Source organism: Pseudomonas sp. FP453 (assembly GCF_030687495.1).
Taxonomy (GTDB): Bacteria; Pseudomonadota; Gammaproteobacteria; order Pseudomonadales; family Pseudomonadaceae; genus Aquipseudomonas.
On the sequence record NZ_CP117435.1, the window covers coordinates 4,775,177 to 4,795,099 of the forward strand.

Annotated in this window: 22 protein-coding genes; 12 read left to right on the forward strand and 10 right to left on the reverse strand. The window is 62.2% G+C overall.

From position 1 onward, the window contains the following. Positions 1 to 8 precede the first annotated feature (8 nt). Positions 9 to 707: a CTP synthase gene (locus tag PSH87_RS21615; RefSeq protein ID WP_305431047.1), complete on the forward strand. Its 699-nt coding sequence runs from the start codon at positions 9 to 11 to the stop codon at positions 705 to 707. Further along, entirely contained in the window at positions 704 to 1,024 is a 321-nt protein-coding gene (locus PSH87_RS21620) for an antibiotic biosynthesis monooxygenase (RefSeq protein ID WP_305431049.1), read from the forward strand. The genes PSH87_RS21615 and PSH87_RS21620 overlap by 4 nt, the downstream gene beginning before the upstream one ends. Before the next feature lie 108 nt (positions 1,025 to 1,132). Here the strand turns inward: PSH87_RS21620 and PSH87_RS21625 are convergent, their stop codons facing one another. Then, positions 1,133 to 1,456 (reverse strand): DUF2025 family protein, encoded by a 324-nt coding sequence (locus tag PSH87_RS21625; RefSeq protein WP_124524831.1) that lies wholly within the window; start codon positions 1,454 to 1,456, stop codon positions 1,133 to 1,135. Between the two features lie 232 nt (positions 1,457 to 1,688). Here PSH87_RS21625 and PSH87_RS21630 point away from each other — a divergent pair, with 232 nt between their 5' ends. Both PSH87_RS21630 and PSH87_RS21635 read left to right on the forward strand, forming a co-directional pair. Then, on the forward strand, positions 1,689 to 2,816 hold the full coding sequence (locus PSH87_RS21630; protein ID WP_017737094.1) for a glycerophosphodiester phosphodiesterase family protein: 1,128 nt from the start codon (positions 1,689 to 1,691) through the stop codon (positions 2,814 to 2,816). Further along, positions 2,817 to 3,470: a helix-turn-helix domain-containing protein gene (locus PSH87_RS21635; RefSeq protein ID WP_017737095.1), complete on the forward strand. Its 654-nt coding sequence runs from the start codon at positions 2,817 to 2,819 to the stop codon at positions 3,468 to 3,470. On the opposite strand, the gene PSH87_RS21640 is transcribed toward PSH87_RS21635, so the two are convergent. After that, on the reverse strand, positions 3,462 to 4,325 hold the full coding sequence (locus PSH87_RS21640; protein ID WP_017737096.1) for a sterol desaturase family protein: 864 nt from the start codon (positions 4,323 to 4,325) through the stop codon (positions 3,462 to 3,464). The two genes, PSH87_RS21635 and PSH87_RS21640, sit on opposite strands and share 9 nt — an antisense overlap. Positions 4,326 to 4,481: 156 nt before the next feature. Here PSH87_RS21640 and PSH87_RS21645 point away from each other — a divergent pair, with 156 nt between their 5' ends. Next, complete coding sequence (locus PSH87_RS21645; protein ID WP_017737097.1) at positions 4,482 to 4,787, forward strand: PepSY domain-containing protein; 306 nt, start codon at positions 4,482 to 4,484, stop codon at positions 4,785 to 4,787. Positions 4,788 to 4,910: 123 nt separating this feature from the next. On the opposite strand, the gene PSH87_RS21650 is transcribed toward PSH87_RS21645, so the two are convergent. Further along, positions 4,911 to 6,539, reverse strand: coding sequence for a methyl-accepting chemotaxis protein (locus PSH87_RS21650; RefSeq protein ID WP_305431056.1), 1,629 nt, complete (start codon positions 6,537 to 6,539; stop codon positions 4,911 to 4,913). A gap of 262 nt (positions 6,540 to 6,801) precedes the next feature. Between PSH87_RS21650 and PSH87_RS21655 the strand changes: the two genes are divergently transcribed. Both PSH87_RS21655 and PSH87_RS21660 read left to right on the forward strand, forming a co-directional pair. Then, positions 6,802 to 7,824 carry a transporter gene (locus tag PSH87_RS21655; RefSeq protein WP_305431059.1) on the forward strand — a complete coding sequence of 341 codons (1,023 nt, stop codon included), beginning with the start codon at positions 6,802 to 6,804 and terminating at the stop codon, positions 7,822 to 7,824. A gap of 244 nt (positions 7,825 to 8,068) precedes the next feature. Beyond that, positions 8,069 to 9,685: an inorganic phosphate transporter gene (locus PSH87_RS21660; RefSeq protein ID WP_017738806.1), complete on the forward strand. Its 1,617-nt coding sequence runs from the start codon at positions 8,069 to 8,071 to the stop codon at positions 9,683 to 9,685. A 125-nt stretch (positions 9,686 to 9,810) separates the two neighbouring features. Here PSH87_RS21660 and PSH87_RS21665 read toward each other — a convergent pair whose 3' ends face one another. From PSH87_RS21665 to PSH87_RS21675, 3 genes are read right to left on the reverse strand one after another with little or no spacing between them, the layout of a single operon-like run. Continuing rightward, entirely contained in the window at positions 9,811 to 10,785 is a 975-nt protein-coding gene (locus tag PSH87_RS21665; protein ID WP_305431062.1) for a biotin-dependent carboxyltransferase family protein, read from the reverse strand. After that, on the reverse strand, positions 10,782 to 11,660 hold the full coding sequence (locus tag PSH87_RS21670) for an allophanate hydrolase subunit 1 (RefSeq protein WP_017738804.1): 879 nt from the start codon (positions 11,658 to 11,660) through the stop codon (positions 10,782 to 10,784). The genes PSH87_RS21665 and PSH87_RS21670 overlap by 4 nt, the downstream gene beginning before the upstream one ends. Before the next feature lie 58 nt (positions 11,661 to 11,718). Beyond that, positions 11,719 to 12,477 carry a 5-oxoprolinase subunit PxpA gene (locus PSH87_RS21675; protein ID WP_017738803.1) on the reverse strand — a complete coding sequence of 253 codons (759 nt, stop codon included), beginning with the start codon at positions 12,475 to 12,477 and terminating at the stop codon, positions 11,719 to 11,721. Positions 12,478 to 12,579: 102 nt separating this feature from the next. Here PSH87_RS21675 and PSH87_RS21680 point away from each other — a divergent pair, with 102 nt between their 5' ends. Next, the gene (locus PSH87_RS21680) at positions 12,580 to 13,497 is read left to right on the forward strand and encodes a LysR family transcriptional regulator (protein ID WP_305431064.1); all 918 of its coding nucleotides are present in this window, start codon (positions 12,580 to 12,582) and stop codon (positions 13,495 to 13,497) included. On the opposite strand, the gene PSH87_RS21685 is transcribed toward PSH87_RS21680, so the two are convergent. Continuing rightward, positions 13,494 to 14,390 (reverse strand): LysR family transcriptional regulator, encoded by an 897-nt coding sequence (locus PSH87_RS21685; RefSeq protein ID WP_017738801.1) that lies wholly within the window; start codon positions 14,388 to 14,390, stop codon positions 13,494 to 13,496. The two genes, PSH87_RS21680 and PSH87_RS21685, sit on opposite strands and share 4 nt — an antisense overlap. Positions 14,391 to 14,496: 106 nt before the next feature. On the opposite strand from PSH87_RS21685, the gene PSH87_RS21690 reads away from it, so the two are divergent. Continuing rightward, positions 14,497 to 15,255, forward strand: a complete 759-nt coding sequence (locus PSH87_RS21690; protein WP_305431066.1) for an SDR family NAD(P)-dependent oxidoreductase — start codon at positions 14,497 to 14,499, stop codon at positions 15,253 to 15,255. On the opposite strand, the gene PSH87_RS21695 is transcribed toward PSH87_RS21690, so the two are convergent. Beyond that, the gene (locus PSH87_RS21695) at positions 15,212 to 15,673 is read right to left on the reverse strand and encodes a multidrug/biocide efflux PACE transporter (RefSeq protein ID WP_305431068.1); all 462 of its coding nucleotides are present in this window, start codon (positions 15,671 to 15,673) and stop codon (positions 15,212 to 15,214) included. The two genes, PSH87_RS21690 and PSH87_RS21695, sit on opposite strands and share 44 nt — an antisense overlap. Before the next feature lie 88 nt (positions 15,674 to 15,761). Here PSH87_RS21695 and PSH87_RS21700 point away from each other — a divergent pair, with 88 nt between their 5' ends. Beyond that, positions 15,762 to 16,616, forward strand: coding sequence for a LysR family transcriptional regulator (locus PSH87_RS21700; RefSeq protein WP_017738798.1), 855 nt, complete (start codon positions 15,762 to 15,764; stop codon positions 16,614 to 16,616). A gap of 135 nt (positions 16,617 to 16,751) precedes the next feature. On the opposite strand, the gene PSH87_RS21705 is transcribed toward PSH87_RS21700, so the two are convergent. Continuing rightward, positions 16,752 to 17,231: an SRPBCC family protein gene (locus tag PSH87_RS21705; RefSeq protein ID WP_305431071.1), complete on the reverse strand. Its 480-nt coding sequence runs from the start codon at positions 17,229 to 17,231 to the stop codon at positions 16,752 to 16,754. Between the two features lie 157 nt (positions 17,232 to 17,388). Here PSH87_RS21705 and PSH87_RS21710 point away from each other — a divergent pair, with 157 nt between their 5' ends. Beyond that, positions 17,389 to 17,889 (forward strand): GNAT family N-acetyltransferase, encoded by a 501-nt coding sequence (locus tag PSH87_RS21710; protein ID WP_305431073.1) that lies wholly within the window; start codon positions 17,389 to 17,391, stop codon positions 17,887 to 17,889. Positions 17,890 to 17,949: 60 nt separating this feature from the next. On the opposite strand, the gene PSH87_RS21715 is transcribed toward PSH87_RS21710, so the two are convergent. Beyond that, the gene (locus PSH87_RS21715) at positions 17,950 to 18,432 is read right to left on the reverse strand and encodes a GyrI-like domain-containing protein (RefSeq protein ID WP_017738793.1); all 483 of its coding nucleotides are present in this window, start codon (positions 18,430 to 18,432) and stop codon (positions 17,950 to 17,952) included. A gap of 193 nt (positions 18,433 to 18,625) precedes the next feature. Here PSH87_RS21715 and alaC point away from each other — a divergent pair, with 193 nt between their 5' ends. Beyond that, on the forward strand, positions 18,626 to 19,837 hold the full coding sequence (gene alaC, locus PSH87_RS21720) for an alanine transaminase (protein ID WP_017738792.1): 1,212 nt from the start codon (positions 18,626 to 18,628) through the stop codon (positions 19,835 to 19,837). Positions 19,838 to 19,923 lie beyond the last annotated feature (86 nt).

Genomic DNA, 19,923 nt, shown 5'->3' on the forward strand with positions numbered 1-19,923 from the left:
CGCACACGATGAAAAGTACGACGTTGAACCTCGCCCTGATCGGCGATTACAACCCTGAGGTGACCGCGCACCAGGCCATTCCCGTGGCGCTGCAACAGGCCGCCGACGCGCTCGGCCTGACGGTTCACCTGCACTGGCTCGATACCGATACGCGCCCGTCACTGCATGGTTTCGACGGTTTCTGGTGCGTGCCCGCCAGCCCATACCGCGACATCGACGGCGCACTGCGGGCGATCCGTTTTGCCCGCGAGCAGCAGCGACCTTTCCTCGGCACCTGTGCCGGTTTTCAACACGCGCTGCTGGAATATGCGCGCAACGTATTGGGTTGGGCGGATGCCGAACATGGCGAGTTGGCGCCCGACGCCAAACGCGCCGTGATCGCACCTTTGAGCTGCGCGTTGGTGGAAGCGACCGATAGCGTGCGTTTGGTGCCCTACACCCGCATCGCCGAGGCTTACGGCTCGTTGGATCTGCACGAGGGCTACCGCTGCCGCTATGGCGCAAACCCCGAGTTTCTGCAGGCCCTGCTGGACGCAGACCTGATTCCCAGCGGCCACGACGCCTCCGGCGACCTGCGCGCGGTGGAATTGCTCGACCACCCGTTCTTCGTCGCCACCCTGTTCCAACCCGAACGCGCCGCGCTCAAGGGCAACACCCCGCCGCTGGCCGTGGCCTTGCTCAAGGCTTGCCAGGCGGTGTCGGCATGATCGCCCACACACCCGCCCCGCCCTACTACGCAGTGATTTTCAGCTCGCAGCGCACCGCGGGTGACCACGGCTACGGCGAGGCCGCCACGCGCATGCTGGAACTGGCGCGTGAGCAGCCGGGGTTTCTCGGGGTGGAATCGGCGCGGGAGGATGGGTTGGGGATTACCGTGTCGTATTGGGAAAGCGAAGCGGCGATCCTGGCGTGGAAGCGGCAGGCCGAGCACCAGGCGGTGCGCGAGCAAGGGCGGGCCCGTTGGTATTCGGCGTTCCAGACCCGGGTATGCAAAGTCGAACGGGCCTACACATTCCAGAGCTGAAATGCTGACCCCTGTGGGAGCTGGCTTGCCTGCGATAGCGGTGGGTCAGCACCTTATGGGGGACTGATACACAGCTATCGCAGGCAAGCCAGCTCCCACACTCAATCGTTAGCTGACCAAACTGCGCAACGCACTGATCTGCGGAATCTCCACCCGGCGCATGTACACCCGCAGCGGCTCGCTGATGTTGATGCGGTCGTCGATATTCTGGTCCAGCAGCAACTGGATACGCTCGCGCGACAAGGTCATGGTGTCATCCGTGGCCGGCAGCCAGACAAATTCGGCGGTGGGGATGATGCCGTCGTCGGCCACGTCCATGCCGAAGGAGTCCTCGCTGAAACGCACGATGTATTGGCCGGTCTTGCGGTTCAGGCCAACAAAGCCGTGGAGTTGGTCGGCGGCCTGGCAGATAAGCTCGGAAGTGATGCGCATGGTAAACCTCACTGAAAAGTCCCACAGGGACTGGAAAGATGGTTTACACGCGTGGCAGAAATTGCAGCCCTCTAATGGGGCAGCTTCGCGCAAGATTACTGCAATGCTCCACAAAAAAACCGAGAAAATTGACGCCCACGCACGTTAATGTCGGTTTGGTGATAGCGCCATTCGCAATCAATTGTTAAAAAGGAGGCCTTCTAAAAGCTACCTCCTCGAAAGGACTTCGCATATGCCTGTCACGTTTACCAAGAGCGCCCTGCTGCTCGCACTCATGCTGGGCCTTGGCCAGGCACAGGCTGCGGGCCCCATCAGCCCGGCTGAATTGGCAACCAACGAAGGCATTCCCTACCCGGCGGTCATCGCCCACCGTGGCGCGTCCTACGACGCCCCCGAATCCACTGCTGCCGCCTACAAAGTCGCCCGCGACCTGGGTGCCGACTACCTGGAAATGGACCTGCAGCGTAGCAAGGACGGCGTGCTGTTCGCCCTGCACGACAACAACCTGCAGCGCACCACCGACGTGGCCACCAAGTTCCCCGAGCGCAAAGACGCGCCGGCCAACGAATTCACCTGGAAAGAACTGCAAACCCTCGACGCCGGCAGCTGGTTCAACGCCGCCTACCCCGAGCGTGCGCGCCCGGGTTTTGTCGGCCTGAAAATCCTCAGCCTGGACGACATCATCAAGATCGCCGAGGGCAACCCGCAGCACAAACCCGGCCTGTACATCGAGACCAAGGAGCCCAAGCAATTCCCGGGCATCGAAGCCGACCTGAAAAACAAGCTGCTGGATAAGGGCTGGTTGAGCTCCGCCGGTTCCAAGCTGGGCAAGAGCAACACCGGCGTCGGCCAGGGCAAGGGCCGCGTGGTGCTGCAAACCTTCGAAAAATCCAGCCTGGTCGAGCTGCAGAAAGAAATGCCGAACACCCCGAAGATCCTGCTGTTGTGGGTCGGTGAAGGCAGCATCGAGCCAAAATCCACGCAGACCTTCGCCGAGTCCGGCGAAACCACCAAGGCCGCCTACTACGCCAAGCAAGAGCCGAAAGACGCCGCCGAGTTCGAGAAGTGGGTAGACGAAGCCAAGAGCCTGGGCGCCATCGGCACCGGTCCTTCGGCGGAGCTGACCGCTCACGGCGATCAAAGCTATTCGGACCTGGTCAAGCCTGAGATGAACGCGCTGACCCACGACAAAGGCCTGCTGGTGCACGTCTACACCGTCGATGAGCCGGTGGACTTCGACAAAGTGATGAAGGCCGGCGTCGATGGCATCTTCACCAACCGCGCCGCCGAACTGTTGAAGTTCTACAAGCGCTGGCCGTCGTCCAGCGTGCAAGACCTGCTGAACGACTATAAGTACTGAGTGAAGGCCGAATGGTCGGGCCGCTTGTGGTTGGGCCGTGACTACGGCCTGATCCTCGGCGAGCTGGGGCGCACCGCGCCCCATGCGCACTACGCGCATCAGTTGATGTGCAGCAAGGGCTCACCGATCACGGTCAGTCTGGAGGGCCAGGTCCTCACGGCCCATCGCCTGTTCATTCCTTCGCGACACACCCACGCCATTCTTGAAACACAGGGCGAGGTCACGGTGTTGTATGCCGAACCTGCCGTGTTTGATCTCGCCCCGTTGCTGCACGCGGACTTGTCCCTGGACGCCTTGCGCCAACTGCCCCGGCGCAGCCTGGATGACCCGCGCCTGGAACGCGCCCTCAGCGCCCTGGATCAACAGCTGGGCGGCAAGGTGTCGGCCCAGGTGTTGGCCGAGGCGGCGCACCTGTCGCTCAGCCAGTTGGAGCGCCTGTTCAGCCATCGCCTCGGTGTGCCCGTGCGCCGCCTGGTGCTGTGGCGACGCTTGCGTGTCGCCCTGCAACTGGCCCTCGCCGGCAACACGCTGACCCAAGCCGCACACGGCGCGGGGTTTGCCGATTCGGCGCATTTCTCGCGGACCATGAAGCAGTTGTTCGGCGTCACGGCGGCGGCGTCATTGCGCCAGTTGGACGTGCGACTGCTACCGTAGCGCGTCGGGCAACGGCGGCTCCTTGCCGGTACGTACCGGCATGAACGGGTCACGCAATTGCGCGCCATAGTCCACCGGAAAATCCGGCCGGCTGCCAATGCCCAAATCCCCCGGGCCCATGCGGTAGTCATCGCGGTAAAACGCCGTGCCCAGCAGCCAGTCCCACAGGTTGAAAAACAAGCCGAAATTCACATCCCCGGCGCGCCCGTATTTCATATGGTGAAAGCGATGCACCGGCGCCCAGGCGAACACCCAGCGCAACGGCCCCAGGCGCATGTCGACGTTGGAATGCTGCAACAGCAACTGCACGGCAATCGCCAGCGCCAGCAACAGGGCCACGTCCAGGGGAATGCCCAGCAGGACCAGCGGCAGCAAGCCTGCGGTGGCTTCAAGCATTTGATGCAAGGGATGCTTCATCAGGCCGTTGAAACCATAGAGGCGCTGCACGCTGTGGTGCACCGCATGCAAACGCCACAACGGCGCGATGCGATGGCTGGCGTAGTGCATCAGGGTGATGCCCGCATCGGCCAGCACGATGGCCATCAGCAGCTGCTGCCACAACGGCCAGCCACGCGGCCAGATGCCGTCGAACGCCAACAACGCCGTAAGCCCCGGCAGGATCAACAGGCCCAGGGCGTTGAGGCTTTCGTTGACCAGCGCATGCAAGGTGTCGCGGCGGCGATCGCCCAGGCTGCGATTCCACTGCGGTTCGTAGGGCAACCACTGCTCCGCGAGGAACGACACCGCCACCGCCGTGGCAAATATCAACAGCAGCCACTGCGGCTGGCAGAGCGCCCAGCCGATAAAGCCCAGCAGAAATGCCGGCGCATAGATCCAACTGACTAACCGTTTCATCCGAGTCTCCCTTCAAGTGAGGACCCAGCATGAAATCCCGCGCGCCCGGCGGCTTGAACAAACTGCGCAACCGCTTGAATTAATTAAGGGTGAATTAAGTTGCGCTGGCTAACCTGAGGCCACTTAAACAGCTCACCCGAAAAGGACACACACACGATGAAAACCCTGACCGCTTTGTTCGCCGCCACCGCCTTGACCCTGACCGCCGGCCTGGCCCAGGCCGATGTGCGCCCAGACCAGATTCCAAGCCTGTTGCAGTCCGGCGCGGTGAAGCCTTTCGAGCAGCTCAACAAAGACGCCCTGGCCAAACACCCCGGCGCCACCATCAATGACACCGAGCTGGACGACGAAGCCGGTCGCCTGGTCTACGAAGTGGACATGACCGACACCAGCGGCAAAAAGTGGGACGTGAAGCTCGACGCCAAGACCAGCGAAGTGCTGGAAAACAAACTCGATACCTGATCAAAACCCAGAACCCAATGTGGGAGCGGGCTTGCCCGCGATGGCGGACTGTCAGACACCGAATCGGCCACCTGACAGTCCGCCATCGCAGGCAAGCCAGCTCCCACATTTTTTTGTACTCGATCAAGCACCCAACCGCGCCGTCACCTCATTCAACTCCCCCGACAAGCCCCGCAAGTTCAAACTCGCCGCTTCCGTACGCTGCACGTTATCCATATTGGCCGTAGCCACCGTGGTGATCTGCGTAATGTTGCGCGAAATATCTTCTGCCACCGACGTCTGCTCCTCCGCCGCCGTGGCAATCTGACGGTTCATGTCACGAATCGCCTCCACCGCCTCGGTGATATGCGCGAGCATGGCACCAGCCTGCGTCACCTTCTCGACACTCTCATCACTGCACGACTGGCCGCTGACAATCGCCTCGGCCGCATCCACCGCGCCGGTTTGCACCGCGTGGATAATCTGGTTGATCTCGATGATCGACGCCGCCGTGCGTTGCGCCAGCGAGCGCACTTCATCGGCCACCACCGCAAAACCACGGCCCGCTTCACCCGCGCGCGCCGCTTCAATCGCCGCGTTCAGCGCCAGCAGGTTGGTTTGCTCGGCAATCGCGCGGATCACTTCCAGCACCTTGCCGATGCGCACGCTGTCGGTTTCCAGCTGGCGGATGATGGTGCCAGTGTTGAGGATTTCGTTGCGCATCTGGCCGATGGTGGCGATGGTGATTTTCATCACTTCACCGCCTTCGCGGGCCGAGTGATCCGCTTCATCGGCGGCACGTGAAGCACTGGCGGCGTGGCGGGCGACTTCCTGGGCCGTGGCCGACATTTCAGTCATGGCCGTGGCCACCTGGTCGGTGCGGTTGAACTGCTCGTGGGTGCCGGCGCTCATCTGCCCGGCGATCGAATTCAACTCGCCGCTGGCGCTGACCAGATCGGTGGCGCTGCGCTGCAAACGGCTGAAGGTTTCGGCGAGAAAGTCGCGCAAGGTGTTGGCGGCGGCGGCCAGGTGCCCGAGTTCATCCTGGCGACGGCTGGCCACGCGCTCGGCAAAGCGGCCGTGGCTCAGTTGGGTCACGTAGTCGATCAAGCCGCGGATTGGCAAGATCAGGTTGCGGTTGATCAACCACAGGCTGAACAGGCCGATCAACACACCGGACAGCAACATGATCGCCAGACCGACGATCACGGTGCGCTCGGCGTAGGCACTGATGGCCAGGGATTGTTTCGCCCCTTGTTCACGCAGGTCGCTGACCAGCGCGCTCATCTGATCACTGGCGGCGCGGTCCACGCCTTTGACGGCAGCGTCTCCAGCCGTCGCATCACGGCCAGCAGCTACATAGGCGTCGCGGCCTTTCTGGTAGGCCACGCCGAGTTGCTGGTGCTCCTCGCGCAGGGCTTCGATACGCCGGCTCAGGGTTGCATCGTCATGGGTCTGCGCGACCAGGCGGGTAAGGATGCCTTGCACATCGCGCTGGCGATCCTGGAATTGGCCCCAGTATTTCTCCATGTCCTGGGGCTGCTTGCCGCGCAGCAGGACGTTTTTCCATTCCTGCACTTGCACCTTGAATTGCAGGTTGGCCTCATCGATCAGCTGTGAGGTCTGCAATGGCCCATCGATCAAACTGCGATAACTCTGCACCCCATTGGACAGGAAGTTGAAACAGGCCAGGGCGATCAACAGCATCGCCAACAAGCTGCCACCGAGCAGCGACAGGATTTGTGCTCTCAAGGAGGTTCGCAAAACATTCATCGGGGTAAAGCCTCGATACAGGGAATTGGTGCATGCACGCCATAACATCCCTGTCATCTAAGGCACCGCCCATCCACAGCGGTTCTACCCGCTTGAATCGGCCGCGCCAGACGCTTCTTGAACGCTTCCTGACAAATGGTCAAATTAATGTCACAGCGGCGAAATAATTAGAAAACTGTCACAAAACTGTCAAATCCCCTTGCAATGATTCGCCTACGCGAACCTGTGAAACGTCCTACAGGCCCTTTGTCTGCGAGCCGCTATGAACCACAGCATTGACCACAGCCACCAGGATTCCGATCTGTTTGGCTTGCTTTACGGTTTCCGTTTTCGCCCCGGCGAAAAAGGCGAGCAGATTGATTCGGCCACCGCCCTGCGGGCCTTGCAGCAACCGGCCGACCCGGAAGAATTTTTGTGGCTGCACCTGAACCTGGCCCACGCCGCGTGCGAGCGCTGGATGCAGACGCACCTGGAATTGCCGGAAGAATTCTTCGAGGCCTTGCACGAAGGCTCGCGCTCCACCCGTATCGAACACGTGGACTCGGCCTTGCTGGCGGTGGTCAACGACGTGGTGTTCAACTTCAGCAGCATGGTGTCCTCGGATATTTCCACCCTGTGGGTCTGCGCCCGCAGCCGCTTGCTGGTCAGCGCACGCCTGCAACCGCTGCACTCGGTAGACAAACTGCGCTCGTCGGTGAAGGCCGGTGAACGCTTCCGCTCACCGCTGGAATTGCTCGTGCATTTACTGCGCGACCAGGGCGAAGTGCTGACCCAGATCGTGCGCAAGACCAGCATCAGCGTCGACCATATCGAAGACCAGTTGCTGTCTTCACGCCTGTCCACCAACCGCGCCGAACTGGGCGCCGCCCGCCGCGTGCTGGTGCGCCTGCAACGCCTGCTCGCGCTGGAACCGGGTTCGCTGCTGCGCCTGCTCAACCGCCCGCCGCAGTGGCTGCAAAAGGAAGACGTGAAGGAGTTGCGCAAATCCACCGAGGAGTTCGCGCTGATCATCAACGACCTGATGGCGTTGGGCGAGCGGATCAAACTGTTGCAGGAAGAGATCGCCGCCAACCTCAATGAGCAAAGCAACCGCACGCTGTTTACCCTCACAGTGGTGACGGTGCTGGCGTTGCCGATCAATATCATTGCCGGTTTTTTTGGCATGAACGTGGGCGGCGTGCCGCTGTCCACGGACCCGGAGGGGTTCTGGATTCTGGTGGCGTTGGTGGCGACGTTTACCTTGATTGCCGGGCGTTGGGCCTTCAGAAAGCGCAAAGACTACTGAATGTAGGAGCAGGCCTCTGTGGGAGCTGGCTTGCCTGCGATGCAGACACCTCGGTGTATCAGCAGAATTGAGGTGATGCTATCGCAGGCAAGCCAGCTCCCACACAAGCCAGTCCACCATAGATCCAGCAGTGCATTGCAGATCAGCGGTCGCCTCAATCCCCTAAACACTGACATATGGCAGCATCTCTGTAACATTCTGCAATGATCATGAACGGCATCCCTCCCACACTGGATGCTCCGGCATGGCCACCCCTTCCCTGACTGCCTCCTCCCACGCCTCCCCCGCAGACCCCAAGCCCCGGCTGGACAAGAAACCCAACCTGGTGACGGTGATCATTTTCTTCGCCGTGCTTGCCATGGGCCTGCTGTTTACCGCCTACAGCCTGATGCACGACATGCACGAACTGGGCACGGTGGTTACCACCTGGACGCCGTTCCTGCTGCTCGGCGTGGCGCTGCTGATCGCCCTGGGGTTCGAGTTCGTCAACGGTTTCCACGACACTGCCAACGCGGTGGCGACGGTGATCTACACCAACTCGCTGCCGCCGCATTTTGCGGTGGTGTGGTCGGGCTTTTTCAACTTCCTCGGCGTGCTGCTGTCCAGCGGCGCGGTGGCGTTCGGCATCATTGCCCTGCTGCCGGTGGAGCTGATCTTGCAGGTCGGCTCATCGGCCGGTTTCGCAATGATCTTCGCCCTGCTGATCGCGGCGATCCTGTGGAACCTCGGCACCTGGTGGCTGGGCCTGCCGGCCTCGTCGTCCCACACCCTGATCGGTTCGATCATCGGCGTCGGCGTGGCCAACGCCCTGATGCACGGGCGTGACGGCACCAGCGGTGTGGATTGGGCCCAGGCGATCAAGATTGGCTACGCGCTGCTGCTGTCGCCGCTGATCGGCTTCGGTTTTGCCGCCCTGCTGTTGCTGGCCCTGCGCGCCTTTGTGAAGAACCGCGCGCTGTACAAGGCACCGAAAGGCGACACCCCGCCGCCGTGGTGGATTCGCGGCATGCTGATCGCCACCTGCACCGGCGTGTCGTTCGCCCACGGCTCCAACGATGGGCAAAAAGGCATGGGCCTGATCATGCTGATCCTGGTGGGCACGCTGCCGATGGCCTACGCGCTGAACCGCACCATGCCCGCCGAACAGTCGTTGCAGTTCGCCGCCGTGGCCGAAGTGACCCAGGTGGCCCTGGTGAAAAGCGCGCCGCAGGTGTTGGCGGGCGATCCACGGCCGATCCTCTCGACCTATGTACGCACCAAGGAAGCCACGCCGGAACTGGTGCCGGCCCTCGCCGCCCTCGCCGGGCAGATCGGCGAAGAAGTCAAAGGCTACGGCTCCCTGGCCAAAGTCCCCGCCGAAGCGGTAGGCAACGTGCGTAACGACATGTACCTGACCAGCGAAACCATTCGCCTGATGGACAAGGGCAAGGTCGGCAACTTCGACGCCGACACCCAAGGCAAGCTGCAACTGTTCAAGCAACAGATCGACAACTCCACGCGCTTTATCCCGCTGTGGGTGAAGATCGCCGTGGCCATCGCCCTCGGGTTGGGCACCATGGTGGGTTGGAAGCGCATCGTGGTGACGGTGGGCGAGAAGATCGGCAAGACCCACCTGACCTACGCCCAGGGCGCGGCGGCGGAAACCGTGGCGATGCTGACCATCGGCGCGGCGGACATGTACGGCTTGCCGGTGTCCACCACCCATGTGTTGTCGTCCGGCGTGGCCGGGACCATGGTGGCGAATGGCGGTGGGTTGCAGATGAAGACCATCCGCAACCTGCTGATGGCGTGGGTGCTGACGTTGCCCGCGGCGATCCTGTTGTCAGGCAGCCTCTACTGGCTGTTCACCCAACTCTTCTGACCCAACACCGGACAAAAATGTGGGAGCTGGCTTGCCTGCGATAGCGGATCAACATTCAACAGAGTTGTTGACTGATCCACCGCCATCGCAGGCAAGCCAGCTCCCACAGTTGGTTTTGTGTTTCTTCAGTTGTTGAAGAGTCCAGCCATCGCTTTCATCCGCTTTTTGTAGACCCGCCGCGCCTCCAGCGCCTCCTCCAGGCTCACCGCCACAAACCCCGCCCGCTGGTTCGGCTGCATCTGCCCGATCAAGTCCAGGTCGGCGCTGATCACCGTGCCGATCATCGCGTAGCCACCGCCCGACACCGCATCCCGATGCAGCACAATCGGCTCCAGCCCCGCCGGCACCTGGATCGAGCCGATCGGGTAGCAACTGTCGACAATGTTCGACGGATCCGAGCCCGCGCCAAACGGCTGTTCCCGTGGCTGAAAGCTCAACGCGCTACCGCCCTTGAAGCGATAGCCGATGCGATCCGCTTCTGAACCGACGGTCCAGGGTTCGGCAAAAAAGCTGCCTTTGGCCGCCTCGCTTAAGCGCTCGTAATACAGCCCCGGCACGACGCGCAAGGTCACATCCCCGCCGACCGAACGGCGCAAGGCCATCGGCAAACTATTGCCCGCGCGCCCCGTGCCGCTCGCCGCGCCGACCGGCAACACATCGCCTTCCTGCAAGCGTCGCCCGTTAAACCCACCGAGCGCACCGAGGGTGTAAGTCGAGCGACTGCCCAGCACCACCGGCACATCGATGCCACCGGCCACCGCCAGGTACGTGCGCGCGCCGGCCTTGGGAAATTCAAAGCGCAATACCTGCCCGGCACGCACCTGGAACGCGGTGTCCTGATGCACCACTTCGCCGTCCAGGCGCGGCGACATCAACGCGCCGCTGAGGGCCACCAATGCATCCTGTTGAAACTCCAATTCGGGGCCGATCAACGTGCATTCCAGACCGGCCGCGCCAGGCGGGTTGCCCACCAGGTGGTTGGCCGCGCTCAGCGCGTACTGGTCCAACGCCCCCGAAGGCGGGATGCCCAGATGGTAATAACCTTCGCGGCCAAGGTCTTGCACCGAGGTGGCGAGGCCGGGTTTGAGAACCTTGATCATGCCAGCGCCTCCTGCAGGGTTTTCGGGTAGCCGATGGGGTCGGCCAGAAAGGCGTCGAGGGAAAATTCCACCGGCCGGATGCGCAGGTCGAAACGTCCTGCGTCCACCTCGGCGACGGCCAGGTCGTAGGCCTCGCGATCAATCGGCTTGAACTGCACGATATCGCCGGGACGAAAGAACACCATGTGCTCCTTGAGGTACGCCAACTGCTGCGCCGGGTCGTAGATCGGTGCGGGCGTCACGCCGAACATCTGGTAGCCGCCGGCGCCGCGCACCGAGTAGATGCAGCCAAAGCAGCCGCCATGGCCGAGGGTCAATTTTGGCGTGTCGGTGCGCGGGCGCAGGTACTTGGGCACCTGCAACTGGCGCTCGCGCTCGACCATCTGGAACATGAACGGCAAGCCCGCGACAAACCCCACCATCGACACAAACCACGGCGCACCACTGTGGGCGGCGATAAACGCGTCCACATCGGCCAGGCCATTGATGCGCGCGGCGTACTCCAGGTCGGTGCCGCTGGGGTCCTGATGGCGGTCGCGAAAGCGCATCAGCGTCTCGTGGGTCCAGGGGTCGTTGTACAGCACCGGGATTTCGATGATGCGCGTGTGCAAGGTGCGCTCGGCCACGGCCTGGGCTTCGGCGCCTTGCACCGCGTCGAGCAGCACGTGGGGCGCGATGCGGTCGGGGTCGAAGCGGATCTGGAACGAGGCATTGGCCAGGCACACATCCAGCACGCCTTCCAGCGCCAGGCGCTCCACCGCACGTGTCACCGCCATGCCTGTGAAAAAGGCCTCCAGGGACATGCTGTCGCTGACTTCGGCAAACAGGTGTTCATCACCGCCGAAGCTGTAGCGGATGGGGGTCGTTTCAGCCATGTCTGTTCCTCTTGGAATCATTGTAGAAAGGCAGGCGAAAAAAAATAACGGAGCGATCTTATTCTGCGGTTTTAACCGTAATACCAGCCTGGTCCAGGGCTTCGCGGGTGGCCTCCACCAGCTCCAGGGCACCCGGGGTGTCGCTGTGCAGGCAGATGGAATCAAATTCGATAAACAGGTCTTCGCCTTCAACAGTGCGCACCAAACCGGTCTGACAAGCCCGTAGGACGCGCGCCGCGACCGTCGCAGGATCCAGCGCGCGCACCGTGCGGGTAAACACGATTGAGCCGCTGAGATCGTACTCACGATCCGCATAGAATTCGCGCACCACCGGTTGCCCCAGCTCCTTGGCCACGCGCCAGATCACCGAGTTGGGCATGCAGTACAGCAACAGCGTCGGTTCGATGATTTGCAGGTTTTGCACCAACAGGCGCGCGGCTTCTTCATCGCGGGCCAGGTGCATGTAGAGCGCGCCGTGGGGCTTGATGTGTTGCAGGGTCATGCCTTGGGCGCGGGCGATTTCCCGCAGGGCGCCGAGCTGGTAGAGGATGTCGTCCACCAGTTCCTGGGCCGGAGCGTTGATATGCCGACGGCCAAAACCCACCAGGTCGCGAAAGCCCGGATGCGCGCCGATGGCCACGCCCAGTTGCTTGGCGCGCTCGACGGTGCGGCGCATGGTGCCGGGGTCGCCGGCATGGAAGCCGGTGGCGATATTGGCCGAGCTGATGTAGGCCATCAGTTCGGCGTCAACGCCATCGCCGATGGTCCAGGGGCCGAAGCCTTCGCCCATGTCCGAGTTGAAATCCACTGCCTGCATTGAGGTCGCTCCGCTTAGGTGATGGCAGAAAGTAGGCTGCGGCTTGACCCCTTGGGAAGATCTATTATCAGATAGGCCATCTTCTTAAAAACAGATATCGCTATGTCCCTGACCTTGCGCCAAGTCCGCTACTTCGTCGCCACCGCCGAGATCGGCCAGATCTCCCAGGCGGCGATTCACCTGAACATTTCCCAGTCAGCGGTGACCACCGCAATCAAGGAGCTGGAAGCCATGCTCGGCGTGCAACTGTTCGTGCGCTCGGCCCAGGGCATGAGCCTGACCGACGCCGGGCGGCATTTTCTCAACCGTGCCTATGTGATCCAACGCAGCGTGGACGACGCCCTGAACAGCCCGTTGCCCGACTACCGCGCCAGCGGCGAACTGCGGGTGGCGGCCAGCTACACGGTGCTCGGTTACTTCCTGCCCCACCACTTGCAACGCATGGAACACTGGCACCCGGACGTACATATCAAGGTGTTCGAGCAGGAACGCCAGGCCATCGAGCAAGGCCTGCTGGACGGTCAATTCGACATGGCCGTAGTGCTCACCGCCAACCTGACCCACGCGGATATCACCTCGGAGATCCTGTTCAACTCGGAACGCCGCCTCTGGCTGCCCAGCCATCACCCGCTGTGCGAGCGCGACGCCGTGAGCCTGGCGGACGTGGCGCGGCAGCCCTATATCCTGCTCACCGTCGACGAGGCCGAACACAGCGCCATGCGCTACTGGGAACAGGCCGGGCAAACGCCCCAGGTACGCCTGCGCACCAGTTCGGTGGAAGCCGTGCGCAGCATGGTCGCCAACGGCAGCGGCGTGGCGATTCTGTCGGACCTGGTGCACCGGCCCTGGTCGCTGGAAGGCAAACGCATCGAAACGCTGACCGTCACCGACCCCGTCACCCCCATGAGCGTCGGCCTGGCCTGGCATCGCGAGCGCGCATTCACCCCGGCGATGCAGGCGTTTCGCGACTACTTCCACGACGCCTTCCTCGCCCCGCAACAGTTGTCGGCGCGCCGCTAGAGTGCGCCTTGCAACAGCGCGGCCAGCCAATCCATAAACACCCGCACCCGCAGCGGCAAATGCCGTTGGCCGGCGTACAGCAGCGACACATCCAGCGGCGGCGCCGGGTAGTCGGGCAAAAAAGCCACCAACTCGCCGCTGGCCAGCAACTCGCGAATGCCCAGAGCCGGCACCTGGGTAATGCCGAATCCACCCAGGCACGCCACGCGGTACGCATCGGTGCTGTTCACGGTGACTCGCCCGGCCATAGGGATGCGGTGCACCTTGTTGCCTTGCTGGTATTCAAACCCTGCCGAGCGTGAACCCAACGGCCGTACGTAATGCACCAGTTGATGGTGGGCAAGGTCGGCCAGCGTCGTAGGCACGCCGTAACGTTGCAGGTAGGCCGCACTCGCGCAGTTGATCATCGGCAGGCTGCACAGCAGGCGCGCCACCACGCTCTGGTCGGGTTGCGCGCCCACCCGCAGCACGCAGTCGAAACCTTCGGCGAGCAGATCGACCTGGCGGTCGGTGCTGCTGATTTCCAGCTCGATCAGCGGGTGCGCGTCCATGAACTCGGGCAGGCGCGGCAGGATCAATTCCCGCGCCATTACGTTGGGCATGTCCACCCGGATGCGCCCGCTCAGTTGCGCCTCGTCCTGGCGAAACAGCCCTTCCAGCTCCTCCATGTGCGCCAGCAAATCCTTGCTGCGTTCGTACAGCACACGCCCGTCCTGGGTCGCCTGCACCTTGCGCGTGGTGCGCTGCAACAGGCGCGCGCCAAGCAGTTCTTCCAGCGCTTGCACGTGCTCGGACACGGTGGAGCGTGGCAGGCCAAGGCTCTCGCCCGCGCCGGTAAAACTCGACAGTTCGGTGACGCGCACAAAGGTGCGCAGCAGCTCAAGTTTGTTCATGGGATTGTTCGCCTTATCCGGCCAGTGATTCCGGTATAGCGCTGTTTATCACGTAATGGCCGGACAAATACACTCAATCCCACTGACCACCTGAGAGGACTGCACCATGACCCGTAAAATCGCATTGATCACCGGCGCCAGCCGCGGCCTGGGCAAAAGCGCGGCGCTGCACCTGGCGGCACAGGGCGTCGATATCATCGGCACTTACCACAGCGCCGCGGCCGAAGCCCATGCGGTGGTCGAGGAAATCCAGGCCTTGGGCGGCCGCGCCGCGATGCTGCAACTGGATGTGAGCCAGAGCGCCACCTTCGATGATTTTGTCGGCGAAGTCGCCAGCGTGCTCAAGGATGTATTCGCACAGGAGCACTTCAACTTTCTGATCAACAATGCCGGCATCGGCGCCCACGCCAGCTTTGCCGAAACCAGCGAAGCGCAGTTCGACCAGCTGGTGGCGATCCAATTCAAGGGCCCGTTTTTCCTCACGCAAAAACTGCTGCCGCTGATCCGCGATGGCGGGCGTATCGTCAATATTTCCAGCGGCCTGGCGCGGTTCAGCCTGCCGGGCTATGCGGCGTACGCAGCAATGAAGGGGGCGATGGAAGTGCTGACCCGCTATCAGGCCAAGGAACTGGGCGCGCGAGGGATCACCGTGAACATCCTCGCCCCCGGCGCCATCGAGACCGACTTCGGCGGCGGCGCCGTGCGTGACAATGCGGCCCTCAACAGCATGGTCGCCAACAACACGGCACTGGGGCGTGCCGGGTTGCCGGACGATATCGGCGGAGCCATTGCAACCTTGCTGGCCGATGGCAGCAACTGGATCACCGGTCAGCGCATTGAGGCTTCGGGCGGGATGTTTCTTTGACCGCCAGGAGCTTGTCGCGCAGCACGTCATAGGCCCAGTGGTAGACATAGGTGTACGGCAGGAAGAACAGCAGTACACCGATGTCGAGGATAAACGCGTCCATCAGGCTGATGTTCAGCCACGCGGCAATCAGCGGCACGCACACGATGATCAACCCGCCTTCGAACATCAGCGCATGCAGCACCCGCGTCCAGGCGTTGGTGGCCAGTTGCAGGCGCGCCTTGAGGCGGTCGAACAGGCTGTTGAAAATGATGTTCCAGGTCAGCGCCAGCAAGCTGATGCCCAGCGTTACCGCGCCCATCTCCAGCGCCGGCCGGCCGGTGATCCACACCAGCAGCGGCGTGCAGATCAAGAGGGCCAGGCCTTCAAAACCAAGGGCTTGGCCAACACGTTCAGAAATCGACTTGGTAGGGTTCATGGTCCAACTCCGTGAGTAACGATGGTTGCCATCATTACCCCCTGGCTCGATACTTCATAATCAATAACCATCGAGATAGGCGATAGTCATGGCGTCCAATGAAGTGCTGCAGGCGTTTGTGCAGGCCGCCACCCAGGGCTCGTTTTCGGCGGCGGCGCGCAAGCTGGGCAAGAGCCAGTCCACCGTCAGTGCCGCCGTCGCCAGCCTGGAAATTGACCTGGACCTGGTGCTGTTTGACCGCAGCAGCCGCAAACCCACCCTGACCGCCGCCGGGCAGGTGCTGCTGCAACGTGCCGAGCAGGTGCTGGAGGCCAGCAGTCGTCTGGAGCTGGCGGCGAGCCAGTTGTCCCAGGGCCTGGAACCGAAGCTGACGATTGCCATGTCGGACACCTACCAGTCCGACCGCTTCGAGGTCGCCCTCAGTGCGTTCGAACAACGCTACCCGGACCTTGAGCTGGAGTGCCTGATCGCCGAATGCGAAGACTTGATCGCCCTGGTGCAAAGTGGCCGGGCGCACGTGGCGTTTATCGAAAAGCAGGAGGTGTATCCGCCCGACCTGACTGGCGCGCCCGTGGAAGAACGCACGGAAATCGCCCTGTATGTCGCGCCCAAACACCCCTTGGCGAAGCTGCAAAACATCCCCGCCGACACCCTGCGCCAACACCGCGAACTGCGCCTGGCCAGCATCATCAATCCGAATGAAACCCGCGCCAGCGGGCGGGTGTGGTCGGCGCCGAGCTACCTGATGCTGATGGAGATGGCCCAGCTCGGATTTGGCTGGGCGCCGCTGCCGCGTTGGCTGGTGGAGCGCTTTGATGGCGGCCAGCTGGTGGAGCTGAAAGCCCGCAGTTGGCCGCGCTCGGTGGCGGTGGATGCGTTGTGGTCGCGGCATCACCCGCCGGGGCCGGCGGGGAGTTGGTTGCTGGGCAAGATGCTTGAATGATATTTCCCAGGCAATGACACTCTATGTGGGAGCTGGCTTGCCTGCGATAGCGGTCTATCAGCCACAGAGATGCAAGCTGAGCCACCGCTATCGCAGGCAAGCCAGCTCCCACAGTTTTGATTGCCTACAGTCTGGTCAATCGTTCATGCCTTGAGTGACCAACGTCACCAATCTATCCAGGCTCTGCCCCCAGCCATCATGAAAGCCCATCGCCTCATGGGCTTGCTTATCTTCGGCACTCCAATGCATGGCCCGCGCGGTGTAGAGCGTCATGTTGCCCTCGACCTCCTGCAAGGTCACTTCAGCCGTCATGAACGGTTTGCCGGAAGGAATCCACCCCGGCGTAAACGCATCGGTAAACACCAGCCGGCGTGGCGCGACAATCTCCAGGAACACGCCCTGGGTCGGATACTCACTGCCGTCCGGCGCGCGCATCAGGGTGCGAAACAGGCCACCGACCCACAGGTTCATTTCGCACTCGGGGGTGGTCATGCCGTGGGGGCCCCACCACTGTTGCAACAGGGCCGGCTCGGTCCAGGCGCGGAATACCCGGCTGCGGGGCGCATCGATCACGCGGCTGATGGACAGTTCAAATTCGGCAGGTTGGCTGGACATGGGGTAAACCTCCTGATTTTTTGATTGTTGTGTTCAGAGAGTCAACGGGTGCACGGCACTCACTATAGTTCGCGCCGCCCCTGGTTTGCGTTCGACCAGACAGGCGACAAACCCGCTAGAATCGCCGGCTCTCTGTAGTATTTGGGATGCCGCCCCGATGGAAACCCGCCTCGTCCCCTATGAGACGCTGAGCCTTGTGCAAAAACAGCAGCTCGACACCCTGCAAGTGCACCCCGAACAACTGGCGTTCAGCGGCGATATCTACTGCGCGCTGAACAGCCTGCTGGTCAATCCCCACCCCAACGCGATCAAAGGCTTCGCCCTGCTCGCCGATGACCAGCCCGTGGCCTTCCTGCTGCTCAAACGCCCGCCCTGCCTGCCCCATTGGGCCGATGAACACAGCGCCACGCTGCATGCATTCCAGGTGGATCGCGGGCAACAAGGCCGGGGGTTTGGCAAGGCGTGTCTGCAGGCGCTGCCGGCTGCGGCGCTGTTGGTGTGGCCGCAGATCAAGGGGATCGAGTTGTCGGTGGACGCAGACAATGTGGCGGCGATGGGGCTGTATCTAGCGGCCGGTTGGGTCGACGACGGCGAAGCGTACAAGGGACGGATTGGCTATGAGCGCAGGTTGCGGTGGGATTTTGCGGCACAACGCTGATGTCACGTAAACACGACATTCAAAGGGACATGTCCTGTTTACGTGACAGTGGCTGAAGCTTCAGCCGCGTTCGCCCACCGGCAGCCAGATTTCCACCGTGCCGGTGCCCTTGCGCACGTCAAAATCGGCGCTGTAGCGCTCGAAATCCGCCCCCATGACCTTGTAGCCCGAGTGCGGCAACCACTCGAACATGATGCGTTCGTACGTTTGTTCAAGCGCCTGCACCGGGCCGTAATGCGGGAACACCGCATAGTTGAGCGGTGGAATTTCGATGACTTCAAAATTGCCCGGCACGTCGCTTTTGCTCGGTACTTCCACCCCGGCCATGTAATCGAATTCGCCGTGACTGGGGTTATGGCATACCCCATACGTCACCCCGCCGACGCGCTTCTTGATGTCCTTGATGCAGGTGTCGAACAACTCCCACAACTTGGGAATATCGCCCACAGTGGCCTTCGAATAACGCCCTTGCACCCCGGCGATCACCAGGGCTTTACCGGCTTCCATGCGTGGCTCTAACGGTTGTTTTGTCTGCTGATCCATTGGAACAGTCTCCTTCTTATAGGGAACAAACCCGCATCGAGTATAGGGGCATATCCGCGCTGTACTCCAAGCAGAAAATTTTCCTACGCATCTGGACAACTGGCCATCATCGCCCGTATTGTCTGCCCGCAGGCCACCGCAGTGGCCGACGTCGCTCGGACGGTTCCGGGCGCTTACGTACCTCGAGGCAACAATGGCAGACCAAGGTTCGCCGCGCCGCTTTGCGCGCATAGATCGACTCCCCCCTTACGTTTTCAATATCACCGCCGAGCTGAAGATGGCTGCGCGTCGGCGCGGCGAAGACATCATCGACTTGAGCATGGGCAACCCTGACGGCCCCACGCCGCCGCACATTGTCGAGAAACTCGTGCAAGTGGCCCAGCGTGAAGACACCCACGGCTACTCCACGTCCAAAGGCATTCCGCGTCTGCGCCGGGCGATTTCGCGCTGGTACAAGGACCGCTACGAAGTGGACATCGACCCCGAGTCGGAAGCCATCGTGACCATCGGTTCCAAGGAAGGCCTGGCGCACTTGATGCTGGCCACCCTGGACCAGGGCGACACCGTGCTGGTGCCCAACCCGAGCTACCCGATCCACATCTACGGCGCCGTGATTGCCGGCGCCCAGGTGCGGTCAGTGCCGCTGATTCCCGGCGTGGATTTCTTCGCCGAACTGGAACGGGCGATTCGCGGCTCGATCCCCAAGCCGAAGATGATGATCCTCGGCTTCCCGTCCAACCCCACCGCGCAGTGCGTGGAGCTGGACTTCTTCGAACGCGTGATCGCGCTGGCCAAGCAGTACGACGTGCTGGTGATCCACGACCTGGCCTACGCCGACATCGTCTACGACGGCTGGAAAGCCCCGTCGATCATGCAGGTGCCGGGCGCCAAGGACATTGCGGTGGAGTTTTTCACCCTGTCCAAGAGCTACAACATGGCCGGCTGGCGCATCGGTTTCATGGTGGGCAACCCGGAACTGGTCAACGCCCTGGCGCGCATCAAGAGCTACCACGACTACGGCACGTTCACGCCGCTGCAAGTGGCGGCGATTGCTGCGCTGGAAGGCGACCAACAGTGCGTGAAGGACATTGCCGAGCAGTATCGCCAACGCCGCAACGTGCTGGTCAAGGGCCTGCATGAGCTGGGCTGGATGGTGGAGAATCCGAAGGCGTCGATGTACGTCTGGGCGAAGATTCCCGAGGCGTATGCCGCCATGGGTTCGCTGGAGTTTGCCAAGAAGCTGCTGCTGGAGGCGAAGGTGTGCGTGTCGCCGGGGATTGGGTTTGGTGAGTATGGCGACGATCATGTGCGCTTTGCGCTGATCGAGAACCAGGACCGGATCCGGCAGGCGGTGCGGGGGATTCGCGGGATGTTCAGGGCGGATGGCCTGGTTACCAAGGCCTGACCCAATCCACCTGTAGAAACCCAATCAATGTGGGAGCTGGCTTGTGTGGGAGCCGGGCTTGCCCGCGATGCAAGCACCTCGGTATT